Origin of the sequence: Methylosinus sp. LW3 (assembly GCF_000527115.1) — a bacterium.
GTDB lineage: Bacteria > Pseudomonadota > Alphaproteobacteria > Rhizobiales > Beijerinckiaceae > Methylosinus.
Map to the genome: position 1 here is coordinate 2329461 of NZ_AZUO01000001.1, position 26797 is coordinate 2356257.

28 protein-coding genes are annotated in these 26797 nt (G+C 66.1%); 12 read left to right on the forward strand and 16 right to left on the reverse strand.

The window, feature by feature from the left end; translation table 11 throughout:
- Positions 1-29: 29 nt before the first annotated feature.
- Positions 30-713: an arylesterase gene (locus METLW3_RS0111815; protein ID WP_024880117.1), complete on the forward strand. Its 684-nt coding sequence runs from the start codon at positions 30-32 to the stop codon at positions 711-713.
- 9 nt (positions 714-722) lie between these two features.
- On the opposite strand, the gene METLW3_RS0111820 is transcribed toward METLW3_RS0111815, so the two are convergent.
- A complete protein-coding gene (locus METLW3_RS0111820) occupies positions 723-1808 on the reverse strand; it encodes a 5-(carboxyamino)imidazole ribonucleotide synthase (RefSeq protein ID WP_024880118.1) in 1086 nt (361 codons plus the stop codon).
- Positions 1805-2278 (reverse strand): 5-(carboxyamino)imidazole ribonucleotide mutase, encoded by a 474-nt coding sequence (gene purE / locus METLW3_RS0111825; RefSeq protein WP_036291589.1) that lies wholly within the window; start codon positions 2276-2278, stop codon positions 1805-1807. Before purE ends, METLW3_RS0111820 begins: the two co-directional genes overlap by 4 nt.
- Before the next feature lie 191 nt (positions 2279-2469).
- Between purE and METLW3_RS0111830 the strand changes: the two genes are divergently transcribed.
- The 3 genes from METLW3_RS0111830 (at position 2470) to METLW3_RS0111840 (ending at position 4237) form a co-directional block, all read left to right on the forward strand.
- Positions 2470-3126: a hypothetical protein gene (locus METLW3_RS0111830; RefSeq protein ID WP_024880120.1), complete on the forward strand. Its 657-nt coding sequence runs from the start codon at positions 2470-2472 to the stop codon at positions 3124-3126.
- 103 nt (positions 3127-3229) lie between these two features.
- Entirely contained in the window at positions 3230-3784 is a 555-nt protein-coding gene (locus METLW3_RS0111835; protein WP_245267323.1) for a TIGR02281 family clan AA aspartic protease, read from the forward strand.
- Positions 3785-3850: 66 nt separating this feature from the next.
- Positions 3851-4237: a GtrA family protein gene (locus METLW3_RS0111840; protein WP_024880122.1), complete on the forward strand. Its 387-nt coding sequence runs from the start codon at positions 3851-3853 to the stop codon at positions 4235-4237.
- 20 nt (positions 4238-4257) lie between these two features.
- Here METLW3_RS0111840 and METLW3_RS25490 read toward each other — a convergent pair whose 3' ends face one another.
- From METLW3_RS25490 to METLW3_RS0111855, 3 genes are all read right to left on the reverse strand, one after another.
- Complete coding sequence (locus METLW3_RS25490) at positions 4258-5730, reverse strand: Hint domain-containing protein (RefSeq protein ID WP_024880123.1); 1473 nt, start codon at positions 5728-5730, stop codon at positions 4258-4260.
- A gap of 199 nt (positions 5731-5929) precedes the next feature.
- Positions 5930-6751 (reverse strand): phosphosulfolactate synthase, encoded by an 822-nt coding sequence (locus METLW3_RS0111850; protein WP_024880124.1) that lies wholly within the window; start codon positions 6749-6751, stop codon positions 5930-5932.
- 72 nt (positions 6752-6823) lie between these two features.
- Positions 6824-8218, reverse strand: a complete 1395-nt coding sequence (locus tag METLW3_RS0111855; RefSeq protein WP_024880125.1) for an MmgE/PrpD family protein — start codon at positions 8216-8218, stop codon at positions 6824-6826.
- A gap of 170 nt (positions 8219-8388) precedes the next feature.
- On the opposite strand from METLW3_RS0111855, the gene METLW3_RS0111860 reads away from it, so the two are divergent.
- On the forward strand, positions 8389-8643 hold the full coding sequence (locus METLW3_RS0111860) for a type II toxin-antitoxin system HicA family toxin (protein WP_024880126.1): 255 nt from the start codon (positions 8389-8391) through the stop codon (positions 8641-8643).
- Positions 8640-8963: a type II toxin-antitoxin system HicB family antitoxin gene (locus METLW3_RS0111865; RefSeq protein ID WP_051465413.1), complete on the forward strand. Its 324-nt coding sequence runs from the start codon at positions 8640-8642 to the stop codon at positions 8961-8963. Before METLW3_RS0111860 ends, METLW3_RS0111865 begins: the two co-directional genes overlap by 4 nt.
- 12 nt (positions 8964-8975) lie before the next feature.
- On the opposite strand, the gene hrpB is transcribed toward METLW3_RS0111865, so the two are convergent.
- The 4 genes from hrpB to METLW3_RS0111885 all read right to left on the reverse strand — a co-directional run bounded on the left by hrpB (position 8976) and on the right by METLW3_RS0111885 (position 13769).
- Positions 8976-11447, reverse strand: a complete 2472-nt coding sequence (gene hrpB, locus METLW3_RS0111870) for an ATP-dependent helicase HrpB (RefSeq protein WP_024880128.1) — start codon at positions 11445-11447, stop codon at positions 8976-8978.
- 90 nt (positions 11448-11537) lie between these two features.
- Positions 11538-11915, reverse strand: coding sequence for a helix-hairpin-helix domain-containing protein (locus tag METLW3_RS0111875; RefSeq protein WP_024880129.1), 378 nt, complete (start codon positions 11913-11915; stop codon positions 11538-11540).
- 72 nt (positions 11916-11987) lie between these two features.
- A complete protein-coding gene (hisN, locus tag METLW3_RS0111880) occupies positions 11988-12827 on the reverse strand; it encodes a histidinol-phosphatase (protein ID WP_024880130.1) in 840 nt (279 codons plus the stop codon).
- Between the two features lie 21 nt (positions 12828-12848).
- Positions 12849-13769, reverse strand: coding sequence for an N-formylglutamate amidohydrolase (locus METLW3_RS0111885; RefSeq protein ID WP_134188115.1), 921 nt, complete (start codon positions 13767-13769; stop codon positions 12849-12851).
- Between the two features lie 215 nt (positions 13770-13984).
- On the opposite strand from METLW3_RS0111885, the gene METLW3_RS0111890 reads away from it, so the two are divergent.
- A complete protein-coding gene (locus METLW3_RS0111890) occupies positions 13985-14359 on the forward strand; it encodes a response regulator (protein WP_018265194.1) in 375 nt (124 codons plus the stop codon).
- 127 nt (positions 14360-14486) lie between these two features.
- On the forward strand, positions 14487-14717 hold the full coding sequence (gene rpmE, locus METLW3_RS0111895) for a 50S ribosomal protein L31 (RefSeq protein WP_024880132.1): 231 nt from the start codon (positions 14487-14489) through the stop codon (positions 14715-14717).
- 82 nt (positions 14718-14799) lie between these two features.
- Here the strand turns inward: rpmE and METLW3_RS0111900 are convergent, their stop codons facing one another.
- Positions 14800-15339: a DUF1465 family protein gene (locus METLW3_RS0111900; protein WP_026598783.1), complete on the reverse strand. Its 540-nt coding sequence runs from the start codon at positions 15337-15339 to the stop codon at positions 14800-14802.
- A gap of 346 nt (positions 15340-15685) precedes the next feature.
- Entirely contained in the window at positions 15686-15955 is a 270-nt protein-coding gene (locus tag METLW3_RS0111905) for a hypothetical protein (protein WP_134188095.1), read from the reverse strand.
- Positions 15956-16190: 235 nt separating this feature from the next.
- Between METLW3_RS0111905 and METLW3_RS0111910 the strand changes: the two genes are divergently transcribed.
- Positions 16191-16988: an inositol monophosphatase family protein gene (locus METLW3_RS0111910; RefSeq protein WP_024880135.1), complete on the forward strand. Its 798-nt coding sequence runs from the start codon at positions 16191-16193 to the stop codon at positions 16986-16988.
- On the forward strand, positions 16985-17476 hold the full coding sequence (locus tag METLW3_RS0111915) for a GNAT family N-acetyltransferase (RefSeq protein ID WP_024880136.1): 492 nt from the start codon (positions 16985-16987) through the stop codon (positions 17474-17476). Before METLW3_RS0111910 ends, METLW3_RS0111915 begins: the two co-directional genes overlap by 4 nt.
- Before the next feature lie 52 nt (positions 17477-17528).
- On the opposite strand, the gene pyk is transcribed toward METLW3_RS0111915, so the two are convergent.
- Together pyk and METLW3_RS0111925 are read right to left on the reverse strand one after the other, a co-directional pair.
- Positions 17529-18962, reverse strand: a complete 1434-nt coding sequence (gene pyk / locus METLW3_RS0111920) for a pyruvate kinase (protein ID WP_024880137.1) — start codon at positions 18960-18962, stop codon at positions 17529-17531.
- A 46-nt stretch (positions 18963-19008) separates the two neighbouring features.
- Complete coding sequence (locus METLW3_RS0111925) at positions 19009-19434, reverse strand: DUF1036 domain-containing protein (protein ID WP_024880138.1); 426 nt, start codon at positions 19432-19434, stop codon at positions 19009-19011.
- A 236-nt stretch (positions 19435-19670) separates the two neighbouring features.
- On the opposite strand from METLW3_RS0111925, the gene METLW3_RS0111930 reads away from it, so the two are divergent.
- The gene (locus tag METLW3_RS0111930) at positions 19671-22190 is read left to right on the forward strand and encodes a hypothetical protein (protein ID WP_157516558.1); all 2520 of its coding nucleotides are present in this window, start codon (positions 19671-19673) and stop codon (positions 22188-22190) included.
- Positions 22191-22300: 110 nt separating this feature from the next.
- Here METLW3_RS0111930 and hemB read toward each other — a convergent pair whose 3' ends face one another.
- On the reverse strand, positions 22301-23326 hold the full coding sequence (gene hemB / locus METLW3_RS0111935; RefSeq protein WP_024880140.1) for a porphobilinogen synthase: 1026 nt from the start codon (positions 23324-23326) through the stop codon (positions 22301-22303).
- Positions 23327-23522: 196 nt separating this feature from the next.
- On the opposite strand from hemB, the gene METLW3_RS0111940 reads away from it, so the two are divergent.
- Positions 23523-23927, forward strand: coding sequence for a hypothetical protein (locus METLW3_RS0111940; protein WP_134188093.1), 405 nt, complete (start codon positions 23523-23525; stop codon positions 23925-23927).
- Positions 23928-24129: 202 nt separating this feature from the next.
- Here the strand turns inward: METLW3_RS0111940 and METLW3_RS0111945 are convergent, their stop codons facing one another.
- Complete coding sequence (locus tag METLW3_RS0111945) at positions 24130-24495, reverse strand: hypothetical protein (RefSeq protein ID WP_024880142.1); 366 nt, start codon at positions 24493-24495, stop codon at positions 24130-24132.
- Positions 24496-25156: 661 nt separating this feature from the next.
- A complete protein-coding gene (gene gatB, locus METLW3_RS0111960; RefSeq protein ID WP_024880144.1) occupies positions 25157-26632 on the reverse strand; it encodes an Asp-tRNA(Asn)/Glu-tRNA(Gln) amidotransferase subunit GatB in 1476 nt (491 codons plus the stop codon).
- Positions 26633-26797 lie beyond the last annotated feature (165 nt).

Here is a 26797-nt window from a genome sequence, read left to right on the forward strand (position 1 = left end):
GATTTCATTTCAGGCGTTCGAGGTGCAAAATGGCCCGTGAAATTTTCCGCTTCGGAGCCGCTCTCGGAGCCGCGATCGCGCTCGCCGCGTCGATCCATGGCTCGCCCGCGCGGAGCCAGCCGTCCTCCCCATTGAAGCTGCTGATATTGGGCGACAGTCTCAGTTCCGGCCTCGGCGTGCCGGAAGGCTATGGCTTCGGCCCGGCGCTAGCGCGGCGGCTGCGCGCCGACGGCTATCGCAATGTCGATGTCGTCAATGGCTCCATGGCCGGGGACACCACCGCCGACGCCGCCACCCGGCTCGCCTCGACGCCGCAGGATTATGACGCCGACGTCGTCATCGTCGAGCTCGGCGGCAATGATATGCTGACGCAGACCGATCCGGCCGTCGTCGCGCGCAATCTCGATTGGATACTCGACGGCTATAAGAAGCGCGGAACCCGCGTCGTCATCGGCGGCATGCTGTCCAAGCCGGAGCTCGGCTTCGTCTATAATGTGACCTTCGATCAGATCTATCCGAAGCTCGCCGCGCGCTGGGGCGCTTCGCTCTATCCCTTCTTCCTCGCGGGCGCTTTCGGCAATCCGGCGCTGATGCAGGAGGACCATATTCATCCCAATGCGGCCGGCGTCGAGCGCATCGTCGCCGGCATAGCGCCGCTGGTGGAGCGCAATCTGGCCGTGGCGGCCCGACGCAGGGTGGCGGAGGCGCGCTGATACGCCCAATCAGTCTTCCGCGAACACCCGCGTCACATGCCCCATCTTGCGTCCGAGGCGCGTCTCCTTCTTGCCGTAGAGGTGGAGCGAGGCGCCCTCCTCCGCCAGCAGCTCCGGCCACTTGTCGACCTCGTCGCCGATCAGATTGCGCATCTCCACGCGCGCGCCATGGCGGCGCGTCGAGCCGAGCGGCCAACCGGCGACGGCGCGCATATGCTGCTCGAATTGCGAGGTCACGGCGCCGTCCAGCGTCCAATGACCGGAGTTATGCACGCGCGGCGCGATCTCATTGACGACGAGAAGCTCGCCGCCCGTCGTCTCGACGACGAACATCTCCACCGCGATCACGCCGACATAATCGGCCGCCTCGGCGATTTTTCGCGCCATCTCGACGGAAGCCGTCGCAGTCTGCGGCGAAATCCGCGCCGGCGCGACGGTCAGCGCGAGAATATGATGCTCATGGACGTTCTCGCAGACGTCATAGGCGCGAAAGGCGCCGTCCGCGCCGCGCGCCGCCACCACAGAGACCTCGCGCGTGAAGGGCACGAAGCCCTCGAGGACGCAAGGCGCGCGGCCGAGCTGCTCGAAAGCGCCGGCGAGATCGGCGCCCTCGCGCAGCATGATCTGGCCCTTGCCGTCATAGCCGAAGCGCCGCGTCTTCAATATGGCGGGCAGGCCGAGGCGCGACACGGCGGCGGCCAGCATGTCGACGCTCTCGACATTCTCGAAAGGCGCCGTCTCTATGCCGAGGCCGCGAACGAAATTCTTCTCGGTGAGCCGGTCCTGCGTCAGCGCCAGCACGCGCGGATTGGGCCGCACCAGCGAATGCGCCTCGAGAAAAGCCGCCGTCTGCGACGGCACATTCTCGAATTCATATGTGACGACATCGACGGCGGCGGCGAAACCGGCGAGCGCCGTCTCGTCCTCGAAAGCGGCGATGGTGCGCGCGGCGCAGACCTCGAAGGCAGGATCATCCGCCACGGGCGAATAGACATGGGCGCGCAGGCCGAGCCGCGCGCCGGCCTTGGCCAGCATGCGGGCGAGCTGGCCGCCGCCCAATATTCCGATGGTGGAGCCGGGGCGCAGACTGGTCATTTGGTTCCCGCATCGTCGCTCGGCGTCTCGGCGACCTGCTCGGTCTGGCGGCGACGCCAATCCTTCAGCCGCGCGTCGAGTTCGGCGTCGCCGCGCGCGAGAATGGCGGCGGCGAGCAGAGCGGCGTTGATCGCGCCGGCCTTGCCGATGGCCAGAGTGCCGACGGGCACGCCCCCCGGCATCTGCACGATGGAGAGCAGCGAATCCATGCCGGAGAGCGCGGCGCTCTCGATCGGCACGCCGAGCACGGGAAGCGTCGTATGCGCCGCCGTCATGCCGGGCAGATGCGCCGCGCCGCCGGCACCAGCGACGATGACCTCGAATCCCTCCGCCTCGGCGCCTTTGGCGAAGGCGCTGAGCCGGTCCGGCGTGCGGTGGGCGGATATGATGCGCGCCTCATAGCCGACGCCGAGCGCATCGAGCGTCTCGGCGCCATGCCGCATGGTGGCCCAATCGGATTGGGACCCCATGATGATCGCGACAGGCTTCTTGGACTGCGCCACGGCTCTTCCGGCGGGCTGGAGTGCATGAAGCACAGCCCCTTAGCCGAACCGGCGGCGGGGCGCAAGCGCATGTGCGCTTCCGCGCCGGCGCCCCGAATGGCGAAGCCCGCCGGCCTCCGCTATCATCACGCGATATTGCGAGCGGTTTCGGAGGAGAAATGGACATAAAGGGGATGCAGGAGGCGCTCGCGGCGCTGAAGAGCCTGATCGCGACTGTCGGCCTCGTTCTGGCGATCGGCTTCGCCATCGTCAACGCCAATGCGATCGGCGACGGCCTCGCGGCTCTGGCGGATCGCTTCGGCGGGCTGCGCGGCGCGGAGATCGCCGGCGTCAAGCTGGATTTCGGCGAGGCGACGATCGAGCAGCGCGTGCCGCCCATGCTCTTCGAGCGGCTCGACGCCAAGGACCGTCGGCGCGTCGCCCGCGATTTGAACGCGCTGGAGCCGCGCATGGCGCTGCGGCTGCTGCAGGTCGGCCTGCTGGCCAATCTCTGCGAGTTCGACAAGCCGACGACCTCCATGATCGACGATTTCAGCACCGATCATCATCTGCAGGATCGCGGTCTCGCGTCTCTCGTCGAGAATCCGCAGATCAAGGCGAAAGTAATCGCCCAGCAGGCGAAGGCGGGCAAGAAATCCGACATAGGCGAGCCGCGCGCCTGCTACGACATCACGCTGACGGATCATGGCTGGGACGTGCGGACCGCGCTGGTGCATGTGGTGAGCGCCGGCTTCGGCTCGGCGCCGATGGTGCGTGAGCCGACGCCCGAGCAGGAGGTCGCCCAGGAGCAGCGCAGCCTCTCCAAAAAGCGCTGACACGCCCTAGTTTAAGGAAACTCCTTAAGTATTGATCAGGGTCCCCTCGCTACTCTGCCTTCCGTAGCCGGCGGTGTGTCGCCGGCATTAAGGGACCATGTCGATGTCCAGCTCCATCCTCCGCACCGCCATTGGCGGGGCGTTCATCACGCTCGTCGCATCTCAGTCGCTCGTTCATATTCTCACCCAGGTGCAGGCCAAGACCTCGCCCTACCGCCAGCAGGCCGACTATGCCGCTCCGATGCGGGCTTACGCGCCTGTCGCGCCGGCGGCCCCGCTCGCGGCGCCCGGCGAGGCGACCATCGCCGCCGATCGGCTCGGCCAATATTCCGCCAATGTCGAGATCGAAGGCCAGCGCGTCCGCATGCTGGTGGACACGGGCGCGAGCACGGTCGTGCTGTCCTATGAGGACGCCGCCGCGATCGGCTATCTGCCGGCGCCCGCCGATTTCAAATACCCCGCCCAGACCGCCAATGGCGTCACCCGCATGGCGCGCGTGAAGCTGCGCGAGGCGCGGCTCGGCCAAGTGGCGCTGCGCGACGTCGACGCCTATGTCGCCGAGCGCAATGCTCTGGGAGCCAGCCTCCTCGGCATGACCTTCCTGTCGCGCCTGTCCCGCATCGAGGCGGGAGCCGGAAAGCTGGTTCTGCGTCAGTAGGCTTCTGATCTCATCCGCGGGCTCGGCCCTCTCGCGCGGGAGCGGGAAACATGCGATTGTCGGCGCATGTCGCTCCCCCGCCAGCTCTCCGTCTTCGCCCTGGTGGGCGTCGTCGCGACAGCGCTCCATTATGCGGTGCTCGTCGGCCTCGTCGAGCTCGCCGCCTGGACGCCCGTGCCGGGCGCGCTCGCCGGCTATCTATCCGGCGGAGTGGTCTCCTACATCCTCAACCGCCGTCACACTTTCGAGAGCGTGCGGCCGCATGAGGAGACGACATGGCGTTTCGCCCTCGTCGCCTTCGTCGGCTTCTGCCTCACCTATGGCTTCATGCGCCTCTTTGTGGAGAACATGGGGGCGCCCTATCTGCCGGCGCAGATCGTCACCACGGGAATTGTCTTCTTCTGGTCCTTTCTGGGCAATCGCCTGTGGACCTTCCGCGCCGGGCCGGCGTGAGCGGCCCGGCGCCTTTCTCGTCAGGCCGCCTCGCGGCGCTCCACTTCAATGGCGCAGACGTCGCGGCGTGACGGCGGCGGCGCCCATCCGCGCATCTGGTCGCAATTATAGGCGACGACCAGCATGATCTGCGCGCCGTTCAATTGCGAGAACAGAGACCGCGGCAGCGCGAGACCATCGCCCTGCGTCCAGCGCCAGGGGCGATGCTCGCCCGCCTCCTCTGGATGGAAGGATTCGGAGAGCTGCGGATGATCGAGCGAAATTCGCGCGATCTCCCGGCCATCCGTCGCCACCAGGCCGCTCAGAGAGAGGCCGAGGCGGCGCATGTCGGCGCAGAGTCCCGTGTCATCCGCCGGAACAAAGCTCGTCGAAAGCAGCCGAATGTCCTGCGCGTCGTGCGGAAATGAGAATATCGCCGAGCCTTCGGCGCGGATCGGCGAGATCTCCGCCCCATCGACGAGGAGGCGCACGCAGGGATCGAGCTCGCGCCGATAGCCCAATCGCTCCGTCCGGGCCATGAGCTGCTCGCGCACGGCCGCGATCATCGCCGCCGAAGCGAAGGGGCGGCAGAAGTCGGAGTCGAAACGCCGCTCCGACGCCGGCGAGCCTTGGATGTCGAGGAAGAAGCCGCGCTCGCCGGTCGCGCTGTAGCTCTCCGACGGAAGATTTTCGGCGATCAGAATATCGTGGCTCTCGAGCTCGACATGCCAGTAATCGACCGTCTCGACCGGGACGCGCGCGATCGTCGCGCCATTGACGAGGCTCTGCGCATGGATCAGCGCCTCGCCGACGCAATCGACGCAGAGACCATGCCCCGGCGAGACATAGAGATCGCGCGCCGGGCGATTTTCGCCGAAAGCCCCTGCTGCGATGCGCACCGGCCAGGCGTCGCGCGGCGTCGCGCGCGCTGTGCAATCGATCTTGCGATGGCCGATCCACACGATCGGACGCTCGCGCCCTTCTGTCGTAACGACGAGATCGCCGATGCGCAAATTCTCGACGGCGATATCGCCGCGCGTCGTGCGGATCAGCGTGCCGGTGACGAAGCAGGTCACGGTCGCGCTGAAATTGGTCGCGGCGAGCGGGCTCTTCTGGACGCCCGTGTCCTGAAGATAGGCTTGCTGACGCGGATCATAGTAGAGATCGACATTGGGGCCGACATAGCTGCCGTTTCCGCCGGTCTGATTGCCATTGGCGGCGGGATAATCGGTCACGAAATTGAGGCCGTTGTAGTCGACATAGGCGCCGTTCGGGCCATTGCCGCTCGGCCAAAAATGATTGTCCGCGCCCTCGGTCGATCCGCTCGGATCGACGACGCCGGTGACATTGTAGACCGTTCCATTCACGGAATAGGTCCCGCTCGCATTCGTGACAGTGTGCGAGCCGTCGGTATTCAGGGCATCGGAATATGTCAGATTGAGCGTGACGTCGATTTTGGGAGTTCCATCCGCCGCATTGGCGGGAATCGTATAATTTACTGTAGAAGTGCCCATCTTGATCACCTTACGAACCAACACCACAGAAAAACGACTTCAAATCCGAAGCATGGGAGATATCGATCTCGACCTGAACCTCGATTTAATTCGAATAATCGAAATTAACGCTTGATTTGAATCTTTTGATAAACCGCAAGTTGCAATCTATCAATCCGTTGCAACTCGTACGTCGCCTCCGCCGCGCCGCGGCCCCTCCTCACCCGCCGACGTTCTGAATGCGTCCCCAAGTGCTCTTCGTGCCCCATATGCCCTGGCGCAGCGCCTCCAATTGCACGATTTGCGAGTGGTCGACGAATAGATTGACCTCATTGCCGTAATTCTTGACGTACCATTCGAAGACCGGCGGATCGGCGGCCTCGAACATCACTTTCTCGAGCCCGAGACTGTCGATCACGCGCGCGGCGACATCGGTGCGCCAGCGCGTCACATTCTCGGTGATCCCTTCGCTCTCGATCATGATGATGTCGGCGCCGGCGTCGAGCGCGCGCTCGGCCTGCGCGATGAGCCAGGAGACGTCGCGCGTTCCCTCCGCCTCCAATTCCGCCGCCGAAGTGTCGCCGCCGGCGCCGAATTGAATGCCGACCTCGGGCTTGGCCTTCAGCCCCGCCTTCTTCACCATGCGCACCAGCCGCAGCAGGCTGTCGACCGGCAGGCTGACGAAGCCCGCCGATATCTCCACCACATCGAAGCCGAGCGATTTCACCTCTTCTATGTAGCGGTCGATCGCGTCAGGGCCGAAGCGCATCACATTCTCGAGCCAGCCGCCGGTCGAGATATAGGCGCCATGGTCATGCGCGGTCTTGTTGAAGCTCCTCACCGCCTCGGGCGGCATCAGCGCGAAAGAGCCGCCGGCATATTTCACGCCGTCGATCCATGCGCCCATGGTCTCGAAGAGATCGGCGAGATGACGCTTGCCATAGGCGCTGTAATAAGGCCCACGAATTTCGGTGAGCCCGCGCTGGCGCGGCTTGCTGGTGCGCGCGGCGCGCGGAATGAAGGAGAATGTGGTCTCGACCATGGCGTTCACCTAGCGTGCTCGAGTGCGAGCCTGAGGGCTCACGGTCCAACGCAGTCCCTGGACCGCGAGCCTTCAGGCTCGCATTCGTCGCTCCCCCTGCGCCGATCCGCCGATGCGCCCCAGCAGTCCCGTCAGCTCCGCGACGCGCCGCCGGTCGAGCGTCTCGATCACATTGGCGATGGCGTCGCGCTCGATCTCGCTCGTCTTCTCGCGCGTGACGCGATCGAATTTTCGTCGCGCCGCCTCCCAATCGAAGGGATCGGTATAGAAGCCGTGATAATCGTCGCGCGAGCAGGCGAGCAGGCGCCCATCCTCGAGCTCGATCGCGAGCCGCGCCGGCAGAAATTTCGGAAACAGAGCGGTAAGCTCCGGCGAAGCGGCGATCTTCACCTTGCGCAGCAACGTCTGCGCATCATCAGCGAGAATGCGCTGCGGCGCATATTGTTCCGGCTGCACCTCGCCGTCGATGAGCGCGACGGCGAGCATATAGGGAAGGCTGTGATCGGCCTCCTCCTTATTGCGCACGAGACGCTTGTCGCCTTCTTCGCCGCCGCCGATGATCTGAAACGCCACGGCGAAAGTCTCGAGCCGCGCCTCGCGCACAGAAGCCGCCGAAAAGCCCGGCCGCGCGCGAATGTCGAGCGCCGCGTCGATCGCCGATTGCGAATGAATCTCGGCATTGTGCTTCTTGACGATGGTGCGCGTCACGCTCTCCAAATCCTCGCGCGGCCAATCGATTTCGAAATGCCCGGCAATCGTCTCCTCAAAGCCCTTATTGCCTTCAAAAACCTCCGCCGGCCCTGTGATCCCATGCGCGGCGAGCAGCGCCGCATGCGTCGCCGCCATTGCGGTATTGGGATAGGCCAACCCCTTCCAATGCGAGAGCGCGCCGGTGCGCGTCACGCGCAAGGCGTTATTGGCGGTTCCGCTGATGGCGATGGCGTTGGCGATCTTCTCGCGCGAGAGACGCAGCGCTTTGGCGACGCCCGCAGCCGCCGCATAGGCGCCCTGCACCGTGTGATCGAACCCCTTCGCCCGGACCGGCGCGACGTCGCTGAGCCTCGTATGGACCTGATAGGCGACGGCGAGCGCCGCTAAAAATTCCGCGCCGCTGGCGTCGCGCATTTCCGCCGCCGCGAGAACGGCGCCGAGATTATCGGAGGGGTGACAAGTCTCGCCCGGCGCGAGATAGCTGTCCATGAAATCGAGATAGCGCGACAGCGCGCCATTGTAGAAGGCGGCGCGATCGGGCGCGGTCTTGCCTCCGCCGATGAGCGTCGAAATCGGCGCGCCGCCGAGCGCCAGCGTCATCTCGCGGATCGCCTTTATCGGCGCCGCGTCGAGCGCGCCTATGGCGACGCCGATCGTGTCGAGAACGCGGATTTTCAATTGCCGTAGCGCGGCCTCGCTCATCTCCTCGAGCTCCGCCCGATCGACGAATTCCGCGAGCGTCTGAACCTCGGTCATTGGCGAGATTCCTTGCAGGCTGCTTTGCCTGGCAGGCAGCTGTACCTGTCGCTGCGGCTTGCGGAATCAAGCCGTCATGGCACCATGCCCCCACGGCTTCGCCCGCGTCGTCGGCGCGAGCCTCCGCTTGCCCTTCTGGCGGTCGATACCATATTCTGGTATCGACACTTATGAACGCAAAGCATCGGCGCACATTGGAAGCGATCTACGCCCGTCCCGTCCCCCCGGACCTGCGATGGGCGGAGATCGAGAGCCTTCTGATTGCGCTCGGGGCAGAGCGTTACGAGGGGCGCGGCTCTCGCGTCCGGTTCTCGCTCGCCGGCTCCGAGGCGGTTTTTCACCGCCCGCATCCGAGACCCGAAACGGACAAGGGCGCCGTCGCCGCCGTTCGCCGCTTCCTCGAGAGCGCGGGAGTAAAGCCATGATCCTGAAGCATGACGGCTATATCGCCGAAGTGTCCTACGAAGAGGGCGACGCGTCGATGAACGGCGTCGTCGTCAACGCCCGCGCCACGCTTCATTTCGCCGGCCGGGACATTGAGGAGTTGCGCCGAGCCTTCGCCGAGACGATCGCCGATTATCGGGACTGGTGCGAGGAGCGCGGCGTCGAGCCGGACAAGCCTTATTCCGGCACGCTGTCGCTGCGCATCGCTCCCGAGCTTCACAGGCGCATAGCGGAACGAGCGGCCAAGGCCGGCGAGAGCATCAACCAGTTCATCGCCAACCGGCTAGAGGACGTCGCCTGAGCTGGACGCAACTCACGTCCCTCGCGGCTTCGCCCGCGTCGTCGGCGCCGCGCCAGCGGGATCGTCGGGCCAGGGATGGCGCGGATAGCGGCCCTTCATCTCGCGCTTCACCTCGCTCCAGGAGCCAGCCCAAAAGCCCGGCAGATCGCGCGTCGTCTGAATGGGGCGATGCGCCGGCGACAAGAGCTCCAGCGTCAAGGGAACGCGGCCCTTGGCGAGCGTCGGATGCGCAGAGAGGCCGAACAATTCCTGCACGCGCACCGATAAGAGCGGCCCATTGGCGGCAGCATAATCGAGCGCATGGCGCGAGCCGGCGGGCGTCTCAAAAAAGGCGGGCGCCTCGAGGTCGAGCCGCCGCGTCAGCTCATAGGGAAGCAGCGCCGAAAGCGCGGCGCCGAGATCATCGGCCGTTATGGCGGCGACGCTGGCGCGGCCGAGAATGAAAGGCGCGAGCCAATCTTCGACGCTCTGCGCGAGGCCTTCGTCGCTGACATCCGGCCAATCGTCACCCTCGGCGCGGCGCAGGAAAGCGATGCGGTCACGCAATTGCTCCTGCGCCTTGCTCCAAGGCAGACGCGCTACGCCGAGCCCGGCGACGCCGCGCGCGAGAATGGCCGCATTCTCCTCGCTGGCCTCGACCGAGAGATTCTGCTCGGCGAGGCGGATCGCCCCGAGCCTGCGAAAACGCCGTCGCCGCAAGCTCGCGCTCTGCGCATCGAAAATTGTTTCGTCGCGCGTCTCGATGCGATCGGCGGCGATGCGCTCCACCTCTTCGGCCGAGAGCGCGCAAGCGGCGAGAATGCGCGCCTGCGCGGCGCGGCCGGCAGTCTCGGCAATCGCCAGAAAAGACGCCTTGGCGAGAACGTCATGCGGCGGCACGGCGGCGGCGCGGCCATTGGCCATCAGAAACTCGCCGCCCGCGCCGCGCGCTTTGGCGATGCGATCGGGATAGGCCATGGAAATGAGCGCGCCATCGGAGAGATCGGCTTCCGCCTCACGCCGGACGGCGGCTTTCGCCTGCTTGGCCCAGCTCGCCGAAAGCCGCTGCGCATCGCGGGCGCGGCGCGAGCCGTCGGAGCGGAAACGATCGAAGCGGTCCGAGAGATCGCTGGATGTCCCACCCAGCCCGCGCTCGGAGAGCAGCAGAGCGAGATCGGCGGCGCGTTCGGCCTCGCCATGGCGCGCCGCCTCCAAGATCATGCGCGCGAGGCGCGGCGCCAGCGGCAGCGAGCGGATCGCGCGGCCGGTCGCGGTGAGCGCGCCCGTCTCGTCCAGCGCGCCGAGCGCGCGCAGCAGAGCGACGGCCTCCTTCCAGGCCGGCGCCGGCGGCGGATCGAGCCAGGCGAGCTTGCCCGGATCGTCGAGCCCCCAGGAGCGCAGATCGAGCGCGAGGCCCGAGAGATCGGCGGCGAGGATTTCCGGCGCGGCGAAAGCGGGCAGCGAGACGGTCGCGGCCTCTTCCCACAGGCGATAGCAGACGCCCGCCTCCGTGCGCCCCGCCCTGCCCCGCCGCTGATCGACGCTGGCCCGCGCCGCACGCACGGTCTCGAGCCGCGTGAGGCCGAGATCGGGCTCGAAGACCGCGACGCGCGAGAGGCCACTGTCGATGACGACGCGCACCCCTTCGATGGTCAGCGAGGTCTCGGCGATGGAGGTGGCGAGCGTCACCTTGCGGCGTCCCGGCGCAGCGGGCGCGACGGCGAGGTCCTGCTCCTTGCGATCCATCGCGCCGAACAGCGGGGCGATATCGACATCAGCGGGAAGGCGTCGCTCGCCGAGAAAATTGGCGACGCGCTGAATCTCGCCCTGCCCCGGCAGGAAAACCAGAATCGAGCCCTTCTCCTCCGCCAGCGCGCGCGTCACGGCGCGGATCACGGCCTCTTCCAGGCGCTCATTGGAGTCGCGGCCGAGATAGCGCGTCTCCACCGGAAAGGCGCGGCCCTCGCTCTCGACGATTTCCGCGCCGCCCATCAACCCCGCGACGCGCGCGCCGTCGAGCGTCGCCGACATTGCGATGATGCGCAGATCGTCGCGCAGTCCCGCTTGCGCGTCGAGCGCCAGAGCGAGGCCGACATCGGCGTCGAGCGAGCGCTCGTGAAACTCGTCGAAGAGCACGGCGACGACGCTCTCGAGCATGGGATCATCGAGGATCATGCGCGCAAAAACGCCTTCGGTGACGACTTCCACGCGCGTCTTCGCGGAGATTTTCGACTCGAGCCGCATGCGCAGGCCGATCGTCTCGCCGACGGATTCGCGCAGGCTCGCGGCCATGCGCGCGGCGGCGGCGCGCGCGGCGAGACGGCGCGGCTCCAGCAGAATGATCTTGCCGCCTTTCGCCCAATCGGCGTCCAGCAGAGCGAGCGGAATGCGCGTCGTCTTGCCGGCGCCGGGCGGCGCCACAACGACGAGATTGCGCCCGTCGCCGAGCGCCGCCGTCACGCGCGGCAGAACCTCGTCGATCGGCAGCTTGTCGGTAAAAGCGATCAAGGAAGCGTCCGCGCGTCACAGCGTTTTCCGCTCGAACGGACCGTTCGAGCGATCAGAATTCGCTGCAAACCACCGCGCGGGGCGCGCTCACTTCTGCTTGGCGATGATCTTGTCCTTGATCTTCTCATAGACGCCTTTGGGGAGGATGTTCTTCTGATAGAGCTCGTCCTTGCCCTTATAGGGCCTCCCCTTGATGATCGCCACGGAGCGCGCCTCGCCAATGCCGTGCAGCGCGTTCAGTTCTTCCTTCGTCGCGGAGTTTATGTCGAGAAGCTCCACCGGTTTGGGAGCGGCTTCCTTGGCCGGCAGCTCCTTGGAAGGTTCCTGCGCCGGAGCCTCCGGCTGCTGCTTGGCGGGCGCGCTCTTGCCCGCTTTGGCGATGGATGTCGCAGGCGCCTGCGCCAGCGCGGCGGCGGCGAAGGTGGACAGGAAGGCGAGAAGGCAAAGGCGCAAAATATTCCGCATGACGAGACCTCGCATAAGGACGCGCGGAGGGTAGCGTCTCGTCGAAGCGCGGTCGAGCGGCGGAGGCTGCGGTCATCCCGCAGAGAGCGCCCGCATCGCCGCCTCATGCACGCGCTTGTCGCCCGCCGCGATGATCGCGCCGCCCTGCGCGGCCGGGCCGCCGTCCCATGTGGTGACGACGCCACCCGCGCCTTCGACGATCGGGATCAGCGCGACAATGTCATAAGGGTTGAGATTGGTCTCGATGACCAAATCCACATGTCCGGCGGCGAGCGCGCAATAGGCGTAGCAATCGCCCCCATAGCGCGAGAGCCTGGTCTGCGCCTCCACTCTGAAAAAATCATCGCGGAGGCGCTCGTCGATGAGCCTCGGCGAGGTGGTCATCAATGTCGCCTCGGCGAGCGTGGCGCAGGGGCGCGTCTGCAGCTTGCGACGCTCCTCGGTCGGCGCCGGCGGCTGCGCCTTCCAGCTGGGCTCGACATGGTGATGTCGCGCCGGCCCGCGCCAATAGGCGGCCGCGCCATCGCCGGAGAAGCGCTCGCGCGTGAAGGGCTGGTGCATCAGCCCGTAGCAGGGCCGCCCGCGATGCTGGAGGCCGATGAGCGTGCCCCACAGCGGCAGGCCGCAGATGAAGCTCTTGGTGCCGTCGATGGGATCGAGCACCCAGACATATTCGGCGTCGGCGCGGATATTGCCGAATTCCTCGCCGATGATTCCATGGCTCGGAAAAGTCGCCTCGATCAGCCGGCGCATGGCGATCTCGGCGGCCCGATCGGCCTCCGTCACCGGATCGAAGGCGCCGCCCGGGGCTTTGTCCTCCGCCGCGAGGCTGGTGCGGAAGAAGGGCAGAATCGCCTCGCCAGAGGCGTCGGCGAGGCGTTCGACGAATTTCTCGAAATCGACGGCGGTCATTGCCTCTCCGGCGCTGTGGATTTATTCGGCGGCGGCGCGCTGCTCGCGCGGGCCGACGATTTGCGTCAGCAGCCGCACGATCTCGCCGAGCCGGGAGGCCAGCAGATCGAAATCGACGCTGCGACGCAGATCGGCCTCGTTCATATAGAGATTTCGTGAAATCTCGATCTGCACCGCATGCCAGCCGGCGCCCGGCCTGCCGTAATGCTCGGTGATATAGCCGCCGGCATAGGGGCGATTGCGCTGCACATGATAGCCCCATTGCCGCAGCCGCGCCTCTATGGCCTCGACGACGTCGCCCGAGCAGCTCGCGCCGAAACGATCGCCGAGCACGAAATCCGGCTTGCGCTTGTCGCCGCGGCCGGTGGCGCTCTCCTTGGCGACGCTGGAGGGCATGGAATGGCAATCAACCAGCAGAGCGACGCCGAACTTGCGGCGCGCGCGCTCCATCAGCGAGCGCAGAGCGGCGTGGTAGGGCTTGTGCAGGCTCTCGATGCGATGCAGCGCCTCGGCGACGCGCAGCCGGCTGGAATAGATCTCGCGAGCGTCGGCGACGACGCGCGGAATGGTGCCGAGGCCTGCAGCCACACGCAGCGAGCGCGTGTTGGCGAATTCCGGCAGCGCATCCTCGAACATGCGCGGGTCGAGCTCATAGGGCTCGCGATTCACGTCGAGAAAAGCGCGCGGGAAATGCGCCTTGAGCAGCGGCGCGCCGATCGCCGGCGCGAGAGCGAAGAGCTCATGCACATGCGCATCCTCGGACCGGCGCAGATTCCCGATGTCGAGCCGCGAGCTGGCGAGAAAGCTCGCCGGATAGATGTCGCCCGAATGCGGAGACGAGAAGACGAGCGGCGACGAGAGCTCGATGGGCTCGACCAGCTCGAACGGAACATGGAGCTCGGGATCGGCGGGCGTCGGGCTCTCGGCCCGCTCCTCGTCCATCATCGTCGACGCCTCATCGCTCTCACTCTCCTATCGCCCCCTCGAGAGAATATCGCGGATGCGCAGCATAGACTCTTTCAGCGCGCATATTCCCGAAAATTTCAGATCATGCGAAACAAGGGCCAGAATTTCAGAGGCGGGCGTGAGCGGGTCCTTATTTTCACCCGATTTTTACCAAACTGCGCCCTTATGACATAGAACATGCGAGGAGCGATATGACCGACAAGATTGCCGCGAAAATCCTGCTGGCGGAGGACGACACCGACATGCGCCGCTTTCTGGTGCGCGCGCTGCAGACGGCCGGATTCGCCGTCACGTCCTTCGACAACGGGCTCTCCGCCTATGACCAGCTCCGCGTCGAGCCTTTCGAGCTGCTGCTCACCGATATTGTGATGCCGGAGATGGACGGCATAGAGCTGGCGCGCCGCGCGACGGAGCTCGATCCCGACATAAAAGTCATGTTCATCACAGGCTTTGCGGCGGTCGCCCTCAATCCCGACAATCAGGCCCCGCGGCAGGCGAAAATCCTCTCCAAGCCTTTCCACCTCAAGGACCTCGTCAACGAGGTGCAGCGTCTGCTCGCCGCCTGACCAAAATGCGGCGCAACGCGCCTAGAATTGCCGGCGCCGCTCACGCGACCTTGCTCCTTTGCGCGCCATGCGCTATGAGCGCCGCCAAACGCCGGCGTCGGCGCGGCTCTCATTTCGAGGAATGACGATGAAGAAGGAAATCCATCCCGACTATCACACGATCAGGGTCGTGATGACCGACGGGTCGGAGTATTTCACGCGCTCGACCTGGGGCGCCGAGGGCGACACGCTCAACCTCGACATCGACCCCAAGACGCATCCGGCCTGGACCGGCGGCTCTGCTCAGCTGCTCGACCGTGGCGGCCGCCTGTCGCGCTTCAACTCGCGCTTCGGCAATCTGTCCTTCGGCAAGAAGTAAGCGCGTCCCTCACCGGCGCCAAAAAAAGCCGCGCTCGAGAGCGCGGCTTTTTTGGTTTCTCTCGTCTCGGGAACCCGGCGCCTCAGAGGCCCGGGGCGAAAGCGTTGCGCAGCCTCTGCAGCTGGGCCTCGACCGGGCTCTCGGCCTGGTTCTGGCGATAGCCGGCGTCCGAGCCATAGATCAGCTGATCGAGATGCATCACCCGCGCCTGCAAGCGCAGCGAGTGAATGGCGAGATCGCGCAACTTCTGCGGCAGATGCGCGAAAACATCCGGATTGGACGCGAGCTCCTGCTGCGACAGCCGCACCTTGTGCTTGTCGCTGGCGGCCTGCGCTCTCGTGATCTCGCCCTGATTGACCGCCCGCTGCAGCAGCAGCCAGGAAGCGATCTGCATCAGCCGCGTCGTCAGCCGCATGCTCTCGGCCGCATAGGCCAGAGCCTCGGGCCGCGGCAGCGATTTGGCGTCGTCCCGACCATCGCCGTCGAGATAGGCCGCCGCCTCCTCCACCAGCGCCATGCCCTCTCGAAACATGGCCCCGAACGCCTCCGACCCCGCCAGCTTCTCCACGAAGGAGACCGGAGTCTGAATGCTCTCCACCGAATCGGACGCTTGTCCCATCATACGACGCTCTCGAACGCTCGAACGCCGCGCTCGATCCGCGCCGTTCCGATGAGACCTATGTAACGCAAATTTGCGGGGCGCGCCTTATTAGGTTTTGCTTAACCTTAATCTTTGAATCCGTACGTATTACGCCCGAGGTCACGGCTCGCGAGCCGCCTCCGCGCGGGTCCGCGCCCGCCTCTCCCTGCCCGGCCAATGCTGATGCGGCGCATTAGCGACCGGCTTTAAGCAAATGAAATATCGCCTTTTATCGGTCTGCTTTAACCATTGCTCGAAGAATGGCGCAAAATTCCGCCGCCGAGGCGCGTGGAGGCGCAGAATATCCTTCCAGCTAAACCGCTTAGGCTCAGCTCTTGATGTTCCGCTGGAGCTCCATATCGGCGGTGCGCTCGGCGCCGACGACCGAGCGGCCGAGGCCCGCCTTCAGAGCGCCGGCGCAGAGCGCGGCGAGCGCCAGCAGCAGGCCGACGCGCAGCAATTGCCCGCCATCGGGCGCCGCCGGCCGGTTGGAGAACGCGAGCGAGCGACCGTTTTTCGGCGCGGCGTCGCTCCGGCGAAGGGTCACGGCGGGCCGGCCGCCTCTCGTCTCGAGGATTTCCACAGGATCGAACGGCACGGAACTGATCTCCAACGAAGGGGGCCGAGGGCCTCACTCTGGCCAAATGGCGCTTTCGAAACGGTGAAGGCCGCGACCAGCGCCGCCGTCAGGGTTTATCTCCGGTTAACGCCTGAGCGGCGGAGGGCGCGCGAATGCGGGCGGGACGTCAGTGAATGCTTGACGCGCCCGCCGCCGGCCTGTCATTTGAGACCTCGCCCCACCTCCCCCCACACGCGCCATTCTTCAGGACTCCATGATCCGATCCGCATTGATGAACGTCATGACTGCCGCCGCCATAAAGGCCGGGCGCAGCCTGAAGCGCGACTTCGGCGAGGTCGAGAATTTGCAGGTGTCCGTCAAAGGCCCCGGCGATTTCGTCTCCGCCGCCGACCGCCGCGCCGAAAAGGTCGTGTTCGAGGAATTGTCGCGCGCGCGTCCCGGCTATGGCTTCCTCATGGAGGAGAGCGGCGCTGTCGAGGGCAGCGACAGGACCCACACCTGGCACATCGATCCGCTCGACGGCACCTCCAACTTCCTGCACGGCATCCCGATTTTCGCAGTGTCCATCGGGCTCGAGCGGGAGGGCCAGCTGGTCGCCGGCGTTGTCTATAATCCGGCGACCGACGATATGTTCGTCGCCGAGAAGGGCCAGGGCGCCTATCATAACAACAGGCGCATGCGGGTGGCCTCGCGCAAATCGCTCGGCGACTCGCTCATCGCCTGCGGCATCCCCCCGCTCGCAGCGGTGGACCGCCACGCGCTCTTCCAGACGGAGCTGACCGCCGTCATGGCCAAGACCGGCAATATTCGCCGCATGGGCGCCGCCGCGCTCGATCTCGCCGGCGTCGCCGCCGGCCGCTACGACGCCTATTGGGAGCGCGGCATCAAGCCCTGGGATATCGCCGCCGGAATCGTTCTGGTGCGGGAGGCCGGCGGCTTCGTCAGCGATCTCGACGGCGGCGGCGACATGCTGCCCAAGGGCGCGATCTGCGCCGGCAATGAGACGATCCACCGGCTCCTACTCGACACAGTGCGCAAGGCGCGCGCGTGACAGGCGGCCCCCCGATATCCGGCCCGCGTATCGTCGCGCGCCGCGATTCGGACTGGGCCGAGCTCATCGAGCTCTGGGTCGCCGCCTGGCGGCGGACCTATGCGGACATTGATTTCGAGGCGCGCCGCGACTGGCTGAAGAATCACATCATCCAGCTGGAACACGGCGGCGCGCGCACGCTGCTGCTGCTCGAGGGCGCCGGGCGGACGCTCGTCGGCTTCGTCACCGTCGATCCCGCTTCGCATTGGCTCGATCAGCTCTGCGTGCATCCAGAGCGCTTCGGCTCCGGCGCGGCGGAGGCGCTGATCGAGGCGGCGCGCAGCCTCTCGCCCGCGCGGCTGCGGCTCGACGTCAATCAGGACAATAAGCGCGCCGTCGCCTTCTATGAGCGCGAAGGCTTCGTGCGTGTCGGCGAAGGCCGGCCGAGCCTCGCAGGCCGGCCGACGCTGATCATGGAATGGTCGTCGGCCGCCGCGCCGCGATCTTGACCTGAGCGAAGGCCGACCGATCGAACGGGCTTCCGCTCGATCGGCGTACGCTCTAGGCGCCGATCTTCTCGCCGACCAGCGCGAGCCGGACCATATTGGTCGCGCCCGGCGAACCGAAGGGCATGCCGGCGACGATGATGATGCGATCACCCGGCGCGGCGAAGCCCTCGCCCAGCGAATTCACGCTGGCGCGATCGACCATATCCTCCACGTCGCGCGCATCCTGCGTCTCCAGCGCATGGACGCCCCACACCAACGCCAGGCGGCGCGCCGTGTCACGATTGGGCGTCAACGCGAGAATTGGCGGGCGCGGCCGCTCGCGGGCGATGCGCAGCGCCGTGGCGCCGGAGGCCGTCCAGGCGCAAATGGCCATGGAGTCCAGCGTCTCGGCGACGTCGCGCGCGGCGACGGCGATGGCGTCGGCGGCAGTGGGATTGGGCGGCGCATTGCGCTGAGCGTTGAGGATGGAGCGATAGACGCCGTCGCTCTCCACCTCCTCTGCGATGCGGCTCATCGTCGCCACCGCCTCGATCGGGAACTGACCAGCGGCGCTCTCCGCCGAGAGCATGACGGCGTCGGCGCCCTCATAGACAGCAGTGGCGACGTCCGACACTTCGGCGCGGGTGGGGAGCGGGGCCAGAATCATCGATTCCAGCATTTGCGTCGCCACCACCACCGGCTTGCCGAGCCGGCGCGCGGCGCGGGTGATGCGCTTTTGCAGGCTCGGGACCTTCTCGAGCGGCACCTCGACGCCGAGATCGCCGCGCGCCACCATCAGCGCATCGGCGTGCTCGATGATCTCGTCCAGCCGGGCGATGGCCTGCGGCTTCTCGATCTTGGCCATGACCAGCGCGCGCGAGCCGACGACGCGCTTGACCTCGAGCACATCCTCGGCGCGCTGCACGAAGGAAATCGCCACCCAATCGACGCCCTCGATCAGCGCCGCGTCGAGATCGACGCGGTCCTTGGGCGTCATGGAGGTGATCGGAATATCCGTGTCCGGCAGGCTGACGCCCTTGCGGTTGGAGACGCGGCCGCCGATGTCGACGACGGCGCGGGCCATGTCGTCCGAGGTCTCGACCACATGCAGCCGCACCTTGCCGTCGTCGATCAGAATGGCGTCGCCGATCTTCAGCGCCTGCAGAATCTCAGGATGCGGAAGCTGCACGCGGACAGCGTCGCCCGGCGTCGGATCGGCGTCGAGGACGAAATGATCGCCCTTGCGCAGATGCACCGGTCCGTCGGCGAAGGCGCCGATGCGGAGCTTCGGCCCCTGCAGATCGACCAATATGCCGATGGCGCGGCCGGTCTCGGCCTCGATCTCGCGGATCATGCGCACATAGGCGGCGAGCCCGGCATGATCGGTGTGGCTCATATTGATCCGAAACACATCGGCGCCGGCCGTCGACAGGCCGGCCACGACGGTCTTCTCGACGCTCGCGGGACCGAGCGTCGCGATGATCTTCACGCGCCGCAACCTTCTCATTTTGTCGCCCAATCCTCTTTTGTCAGAGCCGCGCGGGCCGTCTTCGTCACTGCGTCGACGACGGCGTCGGATCTGTGAGCTGCACCGTCCAGTTCTTGGCGTCGCGCCCCGTGTCTATCTCGAAGAAGCCCGTGCGGTCGAAGCCGCGCGCGAAGCAGTCCTCGCGCCCGTCGATGCGGAACTCGCGATCGCGCGTGCACATGAACGCCTTGCCCTTCCACTCTCCGCCACGCTCGTCCATGGCATATACGTAGTAGTACTGCGCCGCCAGCGGTCCGCGCAACAGCGTCTCGCAGGCGGAGGAACGCAAATTCCACCACCCTTCCGACAGCCAATTGCGTCCGTCCGTATAGGCCAAGGACACGCTCACTCTGTTCGTCGTGTTGTTGCACAGGCGAAAATCCGCTCGCGCGCCGGATATAACGCAAAGACAACACGAAATAATCACAAAGAGAGTCGTGCGTCCGGGCATGGGCGGAACAGTCGCGAGAGGGTCGAAGAGCGGCGCCGCGGACCGGCGGTCCGAAGCGGCGATACACAGCCAAACCACGGGACGGCCGCTTTGTCCACCCCGACGACGCCTCCTGGCGCGCAATCGGGCCGCGGGCGTGGCCGTCTTGTCACTGTCACGACCTAGCGTAGACTTAAAGACAGGTTTTCCCGCCGGGCCGCGAAGGTCCGGGCATGACCTTTTCAATGGAGAGCATCATGTCGCAATTGCTCGAGACGAAAGCAGAGATTCACGCGGAGGTGACGGCTCCAGCTCCGCAATGGAAGACGGACTTCTATTGGATATTGCGCATTCTCTGGGCCTGCCGCGTGAGCGTCGTCAGCGCCCTCGCCGGCCTTCTCCTCTTCGGCCTCGTCGATCAGGCGCAGAATCTGTTCGCGGATCGCTCCTTCGACGCGCTGCTCTTCGGCGCGCATTATTGGCTCAGCGTCTTCGCCGCGATCTTCCTGGTCTGGGCCTTCCCCGTCCATTACGGCGCGCGCCGCGTGCTCGAGGACGCCGATTCGGCCTGGATGATCCCCTATCTGCTGCGCGTCGAGATGCGCGACAACGACATACGCTCCGTCCGCGACCATGTGCGCCGACGCTTCGGGCATGTCATCTGTTGGACGCCGCGTCTCCTCGGACTAATCCCTTTCGTCGCCGTGGCGCTCGGCCTCTGGGGCGCGCAGGCCTCGATCGAGAACGCCGCCATCCTCCCCGAGGCGACGGCGACGCGCGACCAGATCTATGCGCTGCTGGCGCTCGACGCTGCGACAGCCGCCGCGTTCGTCTATTTTGTAATGAAGCGTCAGCGCATCGCCAAATTCATCGGCGCGAGCATGGATTTGCGCTGGCTGACCTTCGCCTCGCTGCACGCCACGACAGCGGTGTTCGTCTCGGCGCTGATCTGGCCCTTCTTCTTGTCCGACCATGCGCCGCGCGCGCTGCTGGTTCCCTTTCTGCTCGGCAGCCTCGTGCTCGGCGCGAGCTGGCTGGTGCGCAAGGGCTATGAGACCGGTCGCCCGCTGCTGCTGATCGCCATACTCTTCGCGGCCGGGATCACGGCGGCGAACACGCATCTCGACGATGTGCGCGCCCTGCCCGAGGCTTCCGGCGCGCCCTCGAAGGAGGATCGGCAGATCGACATCACCGAGGCGGTGAGAAATTGGAAGGCGGCCAATGGCTGCACCGAGACGGAATGTCCGCCGGCGCTGATCGTCGCGGCCGAAGGCGGCGCCAGCCGCGCGGCCTATATGGCGGCGACGGTCATCGGCCATTTGATCGATCGCGACGACGATCTCCACGATGCGCCGCAGCTGAGCTCGCCTGGCCGGCGAGTCTTCGCCTTCTCTGGCGTCTCCGGCGGCGCCTTCGGCTCGGCGATCTTCCGCGCCGCGCTCGCCGACGCCGCGGAGAAGGACGCGCCGACGCCGCCCTGCGTCAATTCGGCGCGCGTCTGGGTCGGCGCGCATGAGCATCGCGACCCGACGAAGAGCTGGCGCGACTGCCTGCAATTGCTGGTCGCCGGCGATTATCTCTCGCCCGCCTTCGTCGGCCTCGGCTTTCGCGACAATTTCTCGCCGCGCAAATTTTTCTTCGGCGAGGAGAGCTGGATGGAAGATCGCGCCGCTCTGCTCGAGAAATCCTGGGAGCGTCATTACGACTTCGTGACCAACGCCGCCTATAAGAAAGACTATTGGACCGGCGAGCTGATCCAGACCGGCGAGCCCTGCGCGAGCGGCGCCGCGACCGGCATGTGCCGTCGGCTCGGCTATGCGCGCGCGACGCCGGCGGGCAAATGGGCGCCGCTGCTGCTGCTCAACGGCACGTCGGTGGACAGCGGGACGCGCATCATCGGAACCGATCTGATTTCGACGCGCCCCGCCCCCGCGACCAATTCGCGCGCGCCGCTCTATCCCGCCGCCTATGATTTCTTCGAGATGATCTCGACGCCCTGCAAGACGCCGCAGGGCGACATGTGCCCGGCCGCGGCGCAGGGCGACAAGGACGTCGCGGCGCTGCGCGACGGGCCGGACATTCTTCTCTCCACCGCGGCGCTGCTCAGCGCGCGCTTCCCCGTCATCTCGCCCGCGGGAACGCTGCGCGCCAAGGGCGACGGCTCCCATGGCGACCGCGTCGTCGATGGCGGCTATTTCGACAATGCCGGCCTCGCCTCCGCGCTCGATGTGGCGCGCGCGCTGAAGGGCCAGGGCGTCACGCCGCTGATCCTGTGGGTGCAGAATGATCCCGTCGGCGCGCTCACCGACGATACGCTGCCGCCGCGCGCGGCGGGCACGCCGCGGCTGGGCGCGCCGGGGGTGAGCTTCGTCTCCGATCTCTTCGGCCTCGTCGCCGCGCCCGCGAACGCTCTGCTTGCGACGCGCGCCGGCCATGCCGCCGAGCAGGCGGCGCTCGCGCAGCGCAGCCTGCTCGAGATGAACGCCGACACCGACCGCTACGCCGGCGATATGACGGCGAGCTTCTTCCAGATCGGCGTGCGCGTGCAGCCCGTGCTGGTCGCCGATGGCGGCGATGATCCGCTGCTCGACGCGACTTGCGCGCGCTTCAAGGGCCAGACCTTGTCCATGTCCAAAGTCTCGATGAGCTGGTGGCTGTCGCAATCGGTGCAGGCCGATCTCGACGCTCAGCTCTGCGACAAGGCCAATCGCCAGAGCCTGAAGGATCTTCTCACGCGGCTGAAGCAGAAGCTGCCGCTGGTGAAAGCCGAATGGTGACGGGGCTGTCATTGCGAGCGAAGCGAAGCAATCCAGGGCCATAGGGCGGCCCCTGGATCGCTTCGTCGCTTCGTTCCTCGCGATGATGGCCCGGAGCTCTCGCCGCGGCTTCAGCCGCGGCGCAGGAAGGCGGCGGCGCGCGGCGCGTAATAAGTGAGAATGCCCGCGGCGCCCGCGCGCTTGAAAGCGGTGAGGCTCTCCATCATCGCGCGCTCGCCGTCGAGCCAGCCATTGGCGGCGGCGGCCTCGATCATCGCATATTCGCCCGACACCTGATAAGCGAAGGTCGGCGCATGAAAGGCGTCGACGACGCGTCGCACAATATCGAGATAGGGCATGCCCGGCTTGACCATCACCATATCGGCGCCCTGCTCGAGATCGAGCGCCACCTCGCGCAGCGCCTCGTCGCTATTGGCGGGGTCCATCTGATAGGTGCGCTTGTCGCCACGCAGAGTCTTATTGGTGCCGATGGCGTCGCGGAACGGTCCGTAGAAGGCCGAGGCGTATTTGGCGGCGTAGCTCATGATCTGCACATTCTCGAAGCCCTCGGCGTCGAGCGCGGCGCGGATCGCGCCGATGCGCCCGTCCATCATGTCCGAGGGCGCGATGACATCAGCGCCGGCGCGCGCCTGATTGACCGCCTGCGCCGTCAGCACGGCGACGGTCTCGTCATTGACGATCTCATCGCCGACGAGCAGCCCGTCATGACCATGGCTCGTATAGGGATCGAGCGCGACATCGGTGATGATCCCTATGCCCGGAACCGCTTTCTTGATCGCGCGGCAGCCGAGACAGACGAGATTTTCGGGATCGAGCGCGGCCGAGCCATGCGGATCGCGCAGCGCCGGATCAGTATTGGGAAACAGCGCCACCGCCGGCACGCCGAGCGAGGCCGCCTCCTCAATCGCCTCCAGCGCCGTGTCGATCGAATAGCGATAGACGCCCGGCATGGAGGCGATCGGCTCGCAGCGCCCTGCCCCGTCGAGCAGAAACAGCGGCCAGATGAGATCGTCGGCGGAGAGCCTGGTCTCGCGCACGAGGCGGCGCGCCCATTCGCTCTTGCGATTGCGGCGCGGGCGCGCGGTGAGCGCGAGCCGCGCGGAGGCGTCGGCGAATTTGTTTCCGGGAGATTTCATTGGCGCGACCTCCAGCGCAGCCGCGTCACGGAAAACGCGCACGGCGGCGAAGCGTGCGTAGCATGGCGCTCGTCGCAATGGGAAGACTGCGAAACCTCCGAACATTGACGCCCTGCCGCCTTCCGGTCTAGAGCCGTCCTCACGTCCGACGCCGCGCTCTCATCCGCGGATGCGGCGCGACGAGCAATGGGAGCCGATGGCGGAACGCGTGAACTCCGGCGCTCTCTCTTCATCGCGGAGCGCCTTTGCGGCGATCGTCGCCTCGCTTTGCGCGCTCGCGACCGCTGTCGTCGCAGCGCCTCAGCCACAGTCTGCTAGCGAACGTCCGCCGCACGCAGCCGCGCGCCGCGCGACGCGCGCGCCTGCGCCGCCACGACGTCCGCCAGAGCAGCGCGCGCCGCAGCCGCCGGCGGTAGAGACGCCGCCCGCGCCGCCGCAGGAGCTGCCGCCGCTCGACACATCGACGCCGCCGCCCTCGCTGCCGCGCGCCTCGCGCGAGCGCATGCGCCAATGTGCCACACAATGGATGAAGATCCGGCAGGAAGGTCGAACGGCGGGAACGAGCTGGCGCGAGTTCGCGACCAGATGTCTCACCCGTTGATGGCCTGAGGGAGCGGTCTCGCCCGCCGTCGCGGACCTCGCGTCGAGGTCGGCCGGAAAAGCGCGAGAGAAAGAAAGCCGATCAGCAGGAGCAAGGAGCGCGGGCCGAGCCGGCCCGGGCGAGAGAAGTGCTGCGAAACGCGTTCACGATGCGAGGTGGATCGGCTGCGCATGGCGAACGCGTTTCGGCCGCGGGTCTTTCGTCAGACCGCTTCCGAGCTTTCGGGAGCCGGAGGAGTTTCCTTGGCCTTGCGCGGAGCGCGACGCTTGACGGGCGCCTTGCGCACGGCCTTCTTCGTGGCGGTCTTCTTCGTCGCGACGCGCTTCTTCGTGGCGACGCGCTTCTTGGTCGCAACGCGCTTCTTCGTCGCAACGCGCTTCTTCGTCGCCGTCTTGCGCGTGGTCTTGCGGGCGACCTTCTTCGAAGCGGCCTTGCGCGTAGCCTTCTTGGCGGTGGCCTTCTTGGTCGCGGCCTTCTTGGTCGCCGCCTTCTTGGTCGCAGTCTTACGAGCACCCTTCTTCGCGGCCGCCTTTTTCGCAGGCTTACGCTTCGTCGTTGGTTTCGCCATCTTCAGTCCCCTTGATCCATATCGTCGGAATGTCGCTATGACCGACAATAGGCCGCAATAGCGTAACGTGGTTAACCAGTCGTTCAAGTGGCGCTTTCACGAATTGCTCGCGAATGCGATGTCGCATAGCGCGCGACAGCAGCGAATGCGCGCGCCGATGAACGCCGCGACGCATGTCGATGAAGGCGTAAGACGCAGCGCGGAAGACGCATGTCGAAAGCGATCTCGACAGCGCTCGAAAGGCGCGTCGCGCATCGACGACGACGCCTCCTCGAAATGTCCACGCACTCCGCGCGACCGTCGACGAGGCCTTTCAATCTATTGTTTTTCTTCAATGACTAGGAGATGCGAGCAATTGCGCGTAACGCATTCGCGCGACGATGCGCGCATGACGAAGCGCGATTTTGCGCTTTCGTTTCACGCTGTCGCCGACGCTCCGCGCCGATCGCTTCGCATGTCTCGACGCATGCGCGACGACGCCGGCGCCGCCTCTGCGAAGCTCGTCACGCGCGCTCTCGCAGCGCTGCTAACCATGTGAAAAAAAATTGTGCGCAGCGCGCGCGCCGCGTCTCGCGAAAGCCGCGCTGCGGCCATCGCGCGGCGTCGATTCGATCGAATCGACGCCGCCGGTGATTCGAGTTTCGGCTCTGTCGGAAGTGTCTCAGACGCCGAGACGGCTCTTCAGCAACTCATTGACGGCTTGCGGATTGGCCTTGCCGCCGGTCGCTTTCATCACCTGGCCGACGAACCAGCCGAGCATGGTCGGCTTCGCCTTGGCTTGCGCGACCTTGTCGGGATTGGCGGCGATGATCTCGTCGATCGCCTTCTCGATCGCGCCAGTGTCCGTCACCTGCTTCAAGCCGCGCGTCTCGACGATCTCGCGCGGATCGCCGCCTTCCTGCCAGACGATCTCGAACAGATCCTTGCCGATCTTGCCCGAGATGACGCTGGTGGAGATGAGATCGACGATGGCGCCGATCGCCGCAGCGGACACGGGCGAACGCGTAATGTCGAGCCCCTCCTTGTTGAGGCGGCCGAACAGCTCGTTGATCACCCAATTGGCGACGAGCTTGGCGTCGCGGCCTTTCGCCGCCTCCTCGAAGAAGTCCGCGCTCGCGCGCTCGGCGACGAGCACGCCGGCGTCATAGGGCGGCAGGCCGTAATCGGCGACGAAGCGCGCGCGCTTCTCGTCCGGCAGCTCCGGCAGTTCGACCTTCAGCGCGTCGACATAGGCCTGATCGAATTCCAGCGGCAGCAGATCCGGGTCCGGGAAATAGCGATAGTCGTGCGCCTCCTCCTTGGAGCGCATGGAGCGCGTCTCGCCCTTGCCGGGATCGAAGAGGCGCGTCTCCTGAGCGATGACGCCGCCATCCTCGAGAATGCCGATCTGGCGGCGCGCCTCCACCTCCACCGCCTGGCCGATGAAGCGGATGGAGTTGACGTTCTTGATCTCGCAGCGCGTGCCGAAGGGCGCGCCGGGCTTGCGCACGGAGACGTTCACGTCGGCGCGCAGAGAGCCCTGCTCCATATTGCCGTCGCAGGAGCCGATGTAGCGCAGAATGGTGCGCAGCTTGGAGACATAGGCGCGCGCCTCCTCGGCCGAGCGAATGTCCGGCTTGGAGACGATCTCCATCAGCGCGACGCCGGAGCGGTTCAAATCCACATGGCTCTCGGTGGCCGAGAGATCGTGGATGGACTTGCCGGCGTCCTGCTCGAGATGCAGCCGCTCTATGCCGACGGTGATGCGCTCGCTGGGCGTCACATCGACGATGACCTCGCCCTCGCCGACGATCGGATGCTTGTACTGGGAAATCTGATAGCCCTGCGGCAGATCGGGATAGAAATAATTTTTCCGATCGAAGACGGACCGCAGATTGATCTGCGCCTGCAGGCCGAGCCCGGTGCGAATGGCCTGTTTGACGCATTCCTCATTGATGACCGGCAGCATGCCCGGCATGGCGGCGTCGACGAGCGAGACATGGTCGTTGGGCTCGCCGCCATATTCCGCGGAAGCGCCGGAGAAGAGCTTGGCCTTGCTCGTCACCTGGGCGTGTATCTCCATGCCGACGACGACTTCCCAGTCGCCGGTTGCGCCTTTGATGAGCTTCGCGGGATTAGGGGAAACGGCTGCGGTCATGGCGTCCTCGAAGGCTTGCGGCGAGATGCTCGCTGTATGTCGGCGGCGATTATAGCCCAAAGCACCGGCCGCGGAAATTTTCTGCGTCGTCGATCGCAAAGGCATCCGCCCCGCGAAGATTTGCGCCCCGAGGATATCGAGAGCTTCGCCCGCCCCCTAGACGCG

Coding starts and splice junctions, on each gene's coding strand:
- METLW3_RS0111840 (WP_024880122.1), top strand. CDS start 3,851: ATGTCGCTCCCCCGCCAGCTCTCCGTCTTCGCCCTGGTGGGCGTCGTC.
- METLW3_RS0111930 (WP_157516558.1), top strand. CDS start 19,671: ATGTCGCAATTGCTCGAGACGAAAGCAGAGATTCACGCGGAGGTGACG.
- METLW3_RS0111900 (WP_026598783.1), bottom strand. CDS start 15,339: ATGATGGGACAAGCGTCCGATTCGGTGGAGAGCATTCAGACTCCGGTC.
- pyk (WP_024880137.1), bottom strand. CDS start 18,962: ATGAGAAGGTTGCGGCGCGTGAAGATCATCGCGACGCTCGGTCCCGCG.
- hemB (WP_024880140.1), bottom strand. CDS start 23,326: ATGAAATCTCCCGGAAACAAATTCGCCGACGCCTCCGCGCGGCTCGCG.
- METLW3_RS0111830 (WP_024880120.1), top strand. CDS start 2,470: ATGGACATAAAGGGGATGCAGGAGGCGCTCGCGGCGCTGAAGAGCCTG.
- METLW3_RS0111890 (WP_018265194.1), top strand. CDS start 13,985: ATGACCGACAAGATTGCCGCGAAAATCCTGCTGGCGGAGGACGACACC.
- purE (WP_036291589.1), bottom strand. CDS start 2,278: ATGGGGTCCCAATCCGATTGGGCCACCATGCGGCATGGCGCCGAGACG.
- METLW3_RS0111875 (WP_024880129.1), bottom strand. CDS start 11,915: ATGCGGAATATTTTGCGCCTTTGCCTTCTCGCCTTCCTGTCCACCTTC.
- METLW3_RS0111940 (WP_134188093.1), top strand. CDS start 23,523: ATGGCGGAACGCGTGAACTCCGGCGCTCTCTCTTCATCGCGGAGCGCC.
- rpmE (WP_024880132.1), top strand. CDS start 14,487: ATGAAGAAGGAAATCCATCCCGACTATCACACGATCAGGGTCGTGATG.
- METLW3_RS0111925 (WP_024880138.1), bottom strand. CDS start 19,434: ATGCCCGGACGCACGACTCTCTTTGTGATTATTTCGTGTTGTCTTTGC.
- METLW3_RS0111945 (WP_024880142.1), bottom strand. CDS start 24,495: ATGGCGAAACCAACGACGAAGCGTAAGCCTGCGAAAAAGGCGGCCGCG.
- METLW3_RS25490 (WP_024880123.1), bottom strand. CDS start 5,730: ATGGGCACTTCTACAGTAAATTATACGATTCCCGCCAATGCGGCGGAT.
- METLW3_RS0111850 (WP_024880124.1), bottom strand. CDS start 6,751: ATGGTCGAGACCACATTCTCCTTCATTCCGCGCGCCGCGCGCACCAGC.
- METLW3_RS0111855 (WP_024880125.1), bottom strand. CDS start 8,218: ATGACCGAGGTTCAGACGCTCGCGGAATTCGTCGATCGGGCGGAGCTC.
- METLW3_RS0111860 (WP_024880126.1), top strand. CDS start 8,389: ATGAACGCAAAGCATCGGCGCACATTGGAAGCGATCTACGCCCGTCCC.
- hisN (WP_024880130.1), bottom strand. CDS start 12,827: ATGACCGCCGTCGATTTCGAGAAATTCGTCGAACGCCTCGCCGACGCC.
- METLW3_RS0111910 (WP_024880135.1), top strand. CDS start 16,191: ATGATCCGATCCGCATTGATGAACGTCATGACTGCCGCCGCCATAAAG.
- METLW3_RS0111820 (WP_024880118.1), bottom strand. CDS start 1,808: ATGACCAGTCTGCGCCCCGGCTCCACCATCGGAATATTGGGCGGCGGC.
- METLW3_RS0111835 (WP_245267323.1), top strand. CDS start 3,230: ATGTCCAGCTCCATCCTCCGCACCGCCATTGGCGGGGCGTTCATCACG.
- METLW3_RS0111885 (WP_134188115.1), bottom strand. CDS start 13,769: ATGGACGAGGAGCGGGCCGAGAGCCCGACGCCCGCCGATCCCGAGCTC.
- gatB (WP_024880144.1), bottom strand. CDS start 26,632: ATGACCGCAGCCGTTTCCCCTAATCCCGCGAAGCTCATCAAAGGCGCA.
- METLW3_RS0111865 (WP_051465413.1), top strand. CDS start 8,640: ATGATCCTGAAGCATGACGGCTATATCGCCGAAGTGTCCTACGAAGAG.
- METLW3_RS0111815 (WP_024880117.1), top strand. CDS start 30: ATGGCCCGTGAAATTTTCCGCTTCGGAGCCGCTCTCGGAGCCGCGATC.